This is a genomic window from Cyanobium sp. T1G-Tous, from assembly GCF_024345455.1.
Taxonomy (GTDB): domain Bacteria; phylum Cyanobacteriota; class Cyanobacteriia; order PCC-6307; family Cyanobiaceae; genus Cyanobium_A.
Genome location: NZ_JAGQBD010000043.1, coordinates 1 through 7133, shown reverse-complemented (window position 1 = coordinate 7133; position 7133 = coordinate 1). Strand labels below are relative to the sequence as shown.

Genomic DNA, 7133 nt, shown 5'->3' with positions numbered 1-7133 from the left:
GCGGTGGTGAGCTCGTAATCAGAGAAGCCGAGCTGCTTGCCACCCATGACCTCAGTCCTGGTCAGCGATTACAGGGCCATTGTCCCGCGAATGGCACTGGTTCTCCAGAGTCTCCTTAGTAGTAGCGGCCTGGATAATCGCCAGGGTGGTCGATACGGCTGATGCGGATACCAGCAGCCGACTGGCCGCGGAAGTGGCGTTGATCAGCAGCACCACCCAGAGAGTGCGGCGCTGCAGCGATGCCGCTTGGTCAGCGCCGCAGCCGCAACCTCCCGCCTTGCTGCTGCCTTGGGCCATGGAGCGAGGCCTGCCATTACGTTCCAGATCCCCGCAAGTTAGGAGCTGTGTTGTGACTGAAAGACTTCGATCGGTCGCCTGCCTACACCAAAGCCCAAAGCGCTTGCCCAGAGTCTTGGAGTGGGGCAGAGCGTGAAAGTGATACTGGAGGCGCTCAACAATCCCTCGGCTGACGACTGATTCGCTCCGGGCTACAACACTTCAAGCGCCTCCTTCGCCCACTTGTTGCTCAGGAAAAAAGCCAGGATGGATGAACCAAGAGCACCAAGCCCAGCCCAAGCATCACCACGCCGCTGACCTGCTTGAGAAGGCGGCCGCCTTTCTCACTGAGCTTGCGGCTGCTGAGAGCGCTGACCGCCACAATCACCATGAGCGTGTCATCAGCGATGTAGCCAAGGATGTAGAGGCCCAAGTAGCCGTAATGCACAAGGGGAGGAAGATCTTGCTGAGCGAGAACGGCGGTGAAAATGGCCGGCAGGCCAGCGGTGCAGAGCAGCTCCACCAGATTGACCACCACCGCCAGGGCCGCCACCCCAAACAATGAGCCAGTGATTGAGCGGCTCTGGAGCACGGCGCGAATGCGGCTATAGATCCCAGGTTTGGCGCGAGCCGGTATCGAGATGTGGTAATTGGCTTCTTTTGTAGTGCTGTCGCGCAGGTTGATTGCCCCAATCAGCAACGCCAGCAGCGCCAGCGAGACCCGGATCGGTGTGGCGAAGCCAACGGCTAAAAACACATTCAGCCAAGCTGCCAGAAACAGGAAGTAGACACCTCCGCTTACCAGCACGAAGGTGCCGGCCACCAGAGCCATGCGGCGGCGACTGCGCAAATGAACCAGCAGCGACAACAGAAACAACAGCACCCACATCGCGCAGGGGTTGAAGCCATCCAGAAGCCCCAGCGCCAGGGTGAACAGGGGAAGGCCCAGCCGCCGCACACTCAAGCGGCCCAGGGGACCTGCCTCAACCTCTGTGCGTCCTGCGGGCCCGGCGGCGGCACTCCCATCGAGAAAGGCCAGCAGTTCAGGCCCGCTGCTGGTGGGATCGCCAAACCCCACCAGCACCCTGTCCCCAACGGCGAAGGTGGGCACCCCTGGAGGCCAGATCTTGGCCTGGCGGCTGATCGCCACCAAATCCCTCTGGGCGGCGGGATCGGTATCCACCGAGATCAGGGTGATGCGCAGATCCGGGCGGCGCCGCTGCAACTCCGGCACGTAGGCCCTGAAGGCAGCGCAGTGGGGGCAGCTCTGGCTCACAAACACACGCAATTCCGTGGCAGTCCGGCCCCACGCCGTCTCGCAGAACAGGGCGCAGGCCAGCAGCAGGGCGATCCAGCCACGCCCATGCTTTTTCAGGGCGATTCGCCTGGCATTGATGATCAAGCCGTCCCAAACATTCATTGGTTTACGTTGTGTTGGCGCAGGGCCTCGTAGCCAGAGACAATGGCCGGCACCTGTCGCCGCTGGCGGTACTGCTCTTGGAGCAGGGGCCGGATCGTCAGCGCGCTGGCTTGTACTCAGGGGGAGATATCTTCCATCAGTGGAGCCTCCGAATCCAGTTGAAGTCACCATGAGCGACCTGAGCCCATCGGAGGTGTGGGCGGAGCCAAGTCTTCTCCAGGCTGTAGCGCCTGAGCGTCGAGCCATCGAAGCCGCACTTCAGGCTCAACTGCAGCCCGCAATGCGCCAGCTTGCTTCGGCGCATTCATCTGAGGTGCCGAATTAACAATCAACTTAAATCACACCGCAAATCAACTGCAGCAAATCAGCCGCTGATTCGCCACCAAGGTTCGCACGACAGGGCACTCTTGATCTTCTATCCTGAAACCGTAGTTGATTAATTGTTGATCATGGTAATCTAAAAAAAACACCGTAATAATCTCTTCACACTTGAACAGCGCTGAGTGGCGGCGGAAGGCTCGGTTGGATTCTGTTGCGAGCTTCTAATGGAGTTTCAACATTAGGCATTAGGCCATGATTTCAAAATTATACATCCGCATGTTGTCTCATCTATGTACGCCGGCGTCGACAGCTTCCGGGGCTTGCATACAGCAAATGGCCAGGATTCATTCTCTGCAAGTGTGTGAAATGGAAATCTAGTGAAACTCGGCTTAGGCGGCTTTCATTGTTCCTGCGGGCCGGCACGCCTTTAAAGCTAGGCCATGAGCAAAGCGATTTCATCGGTGACATGACCACTATTTAAATGCCCTAAATCAGGCTCAATCAAGACACTACTTAAGGCAGTATCTACGCGATTTATCTGGCCAGTCTTTCTTCACATTCGCATAGGCAGTCATGAAGCGTATTGTGCTGCTAGCTGGCTTTGAAGCCTTCAATGCCGATCTCTACCGCAAGGCTGCAGAGCGAGCGATGGTGCAATGCTCGGATCTCGAAGTTACTATATTCAGTGACCATGATCTGGCCATGTCGAATGATGCCGTGGATGACGCATTGGCCAATGCTGATGCCTTCTTCGCCAGCTTAATATTCGATTTCGATCAGGTGGAATGGTTGCGCCAACATGCAGCCAAGGTACCGATCCGGTTGGTTTTCGAATCAGCCGTCGAGCTGATGCAGTTGACCTGTTTCGGTCACTTCACGATCGGCGGCAGCAGCGCCGGCATTCCCCGCCCGATTCAGGCCCTGCTCGCCAAATTCGGCAGCGGCCGCGAAGAAGACAAGCTGGCTGCCTATTTCGGCTTTCTCAAGGTGGGGCCGAAGCTATTGCGATTCCTTCCTTCACGCCGGGCCCAGGATCTGCGCCACTGGTTGATTCTCTACCGCTACTGGAATGCGGGTGGCCTCGACAACGTCATCGCCCTGTTTCTGTACCTGGCCCGCCATGGCCTGGGGCTAAAGCCCCAGGCGATCCCGCCCCTGCGGGAGTCGCCCGATCTCGGCCTGTGCCACCCCGACCACGAGGGCTACTTTCCGAATCCGCGTGACTACCTGAGCTGGTTCCACCGCACCCGTCCCAAGAGCACACCGACCCAGGGCAATTGGCCTGTGGTGGGGCTGCTGCTCTACCGCAAGCATGTGATCACCTGCCAGCCCTATATCTCCCAGTTGATCCGCGCCTTCGAGGCCGCCCAGCTGGTGCCGCTGCCGGTGTTCATCAACGGGGTGGAAGGCCACATGGCCGTGCGCGACTGGATGACCAGTGCCAGCGAGCGGGCCTTACCTGGTGAACTCGGCGACGCCCGTCGCCAGGCTGTGGCCGTGGATGCGATCGTTTCCACGATCGGCTTTCCCCTTGTCGGTGGACCGGCCGGGTCGATGGAGGCCGGCCGCCGCGAGCAGGTGGCCCAGCGCATCCTGCGTGCCAAGAACGTTCCCTACGTGGTGTCAGCACCGCTGCTGATCCAGGACCTGCACTCCTGGACCCGCCATGGCATCGGTGGACTGCAGAGCGTCGTGCTGTTCGCCCTGCCAGAGCTCGATGGTGCCATCGATCCCGTTCCCCTCGGGGGACTGGTGGGCGATCGCATCTATTTGATCCCCGAACGGCTGCGGCGCCTCACCGGACGCCTGAACTCCTGGATCGCTCTGCGCCGCAAACCCGCTGCTGAGCGGCGCGTGGCCATCGTGCTCTACGGCTTTCCTCCGGGCTATGGCGCCACCGGCACCGCCGCCCTGCTCAACGTGCCCGACTCCCTGATGGCGCTGCTCAGGGCACTGATCCGCCAGGGCTACAGGGTCGGGCCCCTGCCGGCGAGTGGTGAGGCGTTAATTCGGCAGGTGAAGGAGGCCGATGACACCTGGGTCAGCCGCATCCCGGAGGGAGAGCGCTTCGAAGACTGGACCGGCGCCAGCGTGACGGTGGAGACCCTGCGGCAGTGGCTCGGGCCGCTACACGCCAGGCGCATCGAGAAGCAGTGGGGGCCGCTGGGCGATACCGGCATCCGCACCCTGGCGGGACGCCTCCTGCTAGGTGGCGTGCAGTTGGGGAACATCTGGATCGGTGTGCAGCCGCCGCTGGGGGTGGCGGGCGACCCGATGCGTTTGATGTACGAACGGGATCTCACCCCCCATCCCCAGTACGCCGCCTTCTACGGCTGGCTGCAGCACAGCTTCCAGGCCGATGTGGTGGTGCACTTCGGGATGCACGGCACGGTGGAGTGGCTGCCGGGCTCACCCCTGGGGAACACGGGCTACTCCTGGTCCGACCTGTTGCTGGACAACCTGCCCCATCTTTATGTCTACGCGGCTAACAATCCCTCCGAGTCGATGCTCGCCAAACGGCGCGGCTACGGCGTGATCGTGTCCCACAACGTGCCCCCCTATGGCCGTGCCGGGCTCTACCGGGAGCTGATCGCCCTGCGCGATCTGATCGCCGAATACCGGGAGGATCCCGAGCGCAATGCCGCGTTATCCGACGGCATCCTTAAGCAGGTGGGCGACAGCGGCCTCGATACCGACTGTCCGGCACCGGAGAACGCCCACACCGACCGGGTCGCGTTCGATGCCTGGATCGTGCGACTGGGTGCCTATCTGCAACTGCTGGAAAGTCGGCTGTTCTCCAGCGGTCTGCACACCCTCGGCCAGCCGCCGGATCCGGAGCAGCGCCTGGCCTATCTGAAGGCCTACGTGGGCCCAGCACTGCCTGAGGCACTGCTCGAGGCCATCAGCCGACTGCCCCCGGCCACCGATGAGGCCGGCCTGCACGCCCAGGCGGCAGAGCTGGAGCAGCTCCATCGCGGCAGCATCGGCGCAGGCGAAGTGGCAGGGGCTGATCGCTCAAGGCAACTGCTGGAGGCCCTGCGCATCTGCCAGCTGCTGGAGCGCAGCACCGAGGAAATCGACCATCTGCTCGATGGCCTGGGCGGCCAGTACATCCCCCCAGCCCCCGGCGGCGACCTGCTGCGCGACGGCCCCGGCGTGCTGCCCACAGGCCGCAACATCCATGCCCTCGATCCCTACCGCATGCCCTCCGCGGGCGCGCTGGTGCGGGGCCGCCAGATCGCGCTGCGGATCCTGGAACAACACCAAGCCAACAACGACGGTGTCTGGCCTGAAACCGTGGCGCTGATGCTCTGGGGTCTCGATGCGATCAAGACCCGGGGTGAATCGCTGGCGATCCTGCTCGAGCTGGTGGGAGCCGAGCCGGTGAAGGAGAGCACCGGGCGGATCATGCGCTATGCGCTACGGCCGCTGGAGAGCCTGGGGCATCCCCGCATCGACGTGCTGGTGAACCTCTCTGGCATCTTCCGCGACAGCTTCGTGAACATCGTCGAGTTGCTCGACGACCTGTTCCGCCGCGCTGCCGAAGCCGACGAACCGCCGGATTGCAACGCGATCCGCCGCCACGCGCTGCAGCTGGCGGCCGAGGGGATCGAGAACCCCAGCGCCCGCCTGTTCTCCAATCCCGCCGGCGACTTCGGCTCGCTGGTCAATGACCGGGTCACCGACGCCAACTGGGAGAGCGGGGAGGAGCTGGCGAACACCTGGCAGGGCCGCAATGGGTTCAGCTATGGCCGCGCCGACAAAGGGGAAGCCCGGCCCCAGGTGCTGGCCGCCCTGCTGCGTAGCACCGACCGGGTGGTGCAGCAGATCGATTCGGTCGAATACGGCCTCACCGATATTCAGGAGTACTACGCCAATACGGGTGGTCTGAAACGTGCCGCCGAAGTGGCCCAGCAGGCCAGTCGGCCCGGGAGCCGGGTGGCGGCCAGCTTCGTCGAGTCGTTCTCGCGCGACACCACACCGCGGGATCTGGAGGAGCTGCTGCGGCTGGAGTACCGCACCAAGCTGCTCAACCCCCGCTGGGCCCAGGCGATGGCCGCGATGGGATCGGGTGGGGCCTATGAGATCTCGCAGAGGATGACGGCCCTGATCGGCTGGGGCGGCACCACCGGATTCCGGGATTCCTGGGTTTACGACCAGGCCGCTGACACCTACGCCTTTGACGCGGCGATGGCCCAGCGGCTGCGCGATGCCAATCCCGAAGCGTTCCGCAACGTGGTGGGTCGCATGCTTGAGGCCAACAGTCGGGGACTGTGGAATGCCCCGACTGAAAAAATCGACAAGCTCCGCAACCTCTACGACCTCACCGACGCCGAACTGGAGGGCGTGACGGTGGCGGCAGAGCCGTAGTGGCCGTTACGCCCAGCTGTTCTCCAGCGACGGCTGGTTCAACAACAGCCTTTCCCATCAATGCCGTGGTGGGACAGGACGCCATCCGCCAAGCCCTGCTGCTGCTGGCGGTGGATCCCGGCCTCGGCGGGATTGTGATCGCCGGCCGCCGGGGAACCGCCAAGTCGGTGCTGGCCCGCGCCTTGCACGCCCTGCTGCCGCCGATCCGGGTGATCCGCCGTTCCTGCTGCAATGCCGATCCAGCCGATCCGGGCGACTGGGACGACGCCACCCGGGCCCATCGCGCCAAGATCAGTCGCAACCCCGTCAGCGCCCTGAAACCCTCGCCATTCGTGCAGGTGCCGCTCGGGGTCAGTGAAGATCGCTTGCTGGGCTCCGTCGACGTGACGGCTTCGATCAGGCGGGGCCGGGCGGTGTTCCAGCCAGGGCTGCTGGCGGAAGCGCACCGGGGTGTGCTCTATATCGATGAACTCAACCTGCTCGATCCCGGTCTCGCCAATCTGCTGTTCACGGTGGTGGATGGTGGCATCAACCGCGTGGAACGGGAAGGCATCAGTTTTCAGCATCCCTGCCGGCCGCTGCTGATCGCCACCTACAACCCTGCCGAGGGAGAACTACGGGCCCATCTGATCGATCGACTGGCCATGGTGCTCTCGGCCGACACCCCCTTGAGCCTGGAGCAGAGAGTGGAGGCGGTGGAGCGGGTGCTGCAGCACGCTGCCGGTCCGAATGCTTTCTGGCAGCG

4 protein-coding genes are annotated in these 7133 nt (G+C 63.1%); 2 read left to right on the top strand and 2 right to left on the bottom strand.

Going from position 1 to position 7133, the window contains the following annotated elements; translation table 11 throughout:
- Positions 1–51 precede the first annotated feature (51 nt).
- Both KBY75_RS14985 and KBY75_RS14980 read right to left on the bottom strand, forming a co-directional pair.
- The gene (locus tag KBY75_RS14985) at positions 52–297 is read right to left on the bottom strand and encodes a hypothetical protein (protein ID WP_255024528.1); all 246 of its coding nucleotides are present in this window, start codon (positions 295–297) and stop codon (positions 52–54) included.
- A gap of 229 nt (positions 298–526) precedes the next feature.
- Positions 527–1696 (bottom strand): hypothetical protein, encoded by a 1170-nt coding sequence (locus tag KBY75_RS14980; protein WP_255024527.1) that lies wholly within the window; start codon positions 1694–1696, stop codon positions 527–529.
- A gap of 894 nt (positions 1697–2590) precedes the next feature.
- Here KBY75_RS14980 and KBY75_RS14975 point away from each other — a divergent pair.
- A complete protein-coding gene (locus KBY75_RS14975) occupies positions 2591–6388 on the top strand; it encodes a cobaltochelatase subunit CobN (RefSeq protein WP_255024526.1) in 3798 nt (1265 codons plus the stop codon).
- Positions 6388–7133, top strand: a 746-nt coding sequence (locus KBY75_RS14970; RefSeq protein WP_255024525.1) for an ATP-binding protein, incomplete at its 3' end; no start/stop codon positions are given. The genes KBY75_RS14975 and KBY75_RS14970, both read left to right, overlap by 1 nt.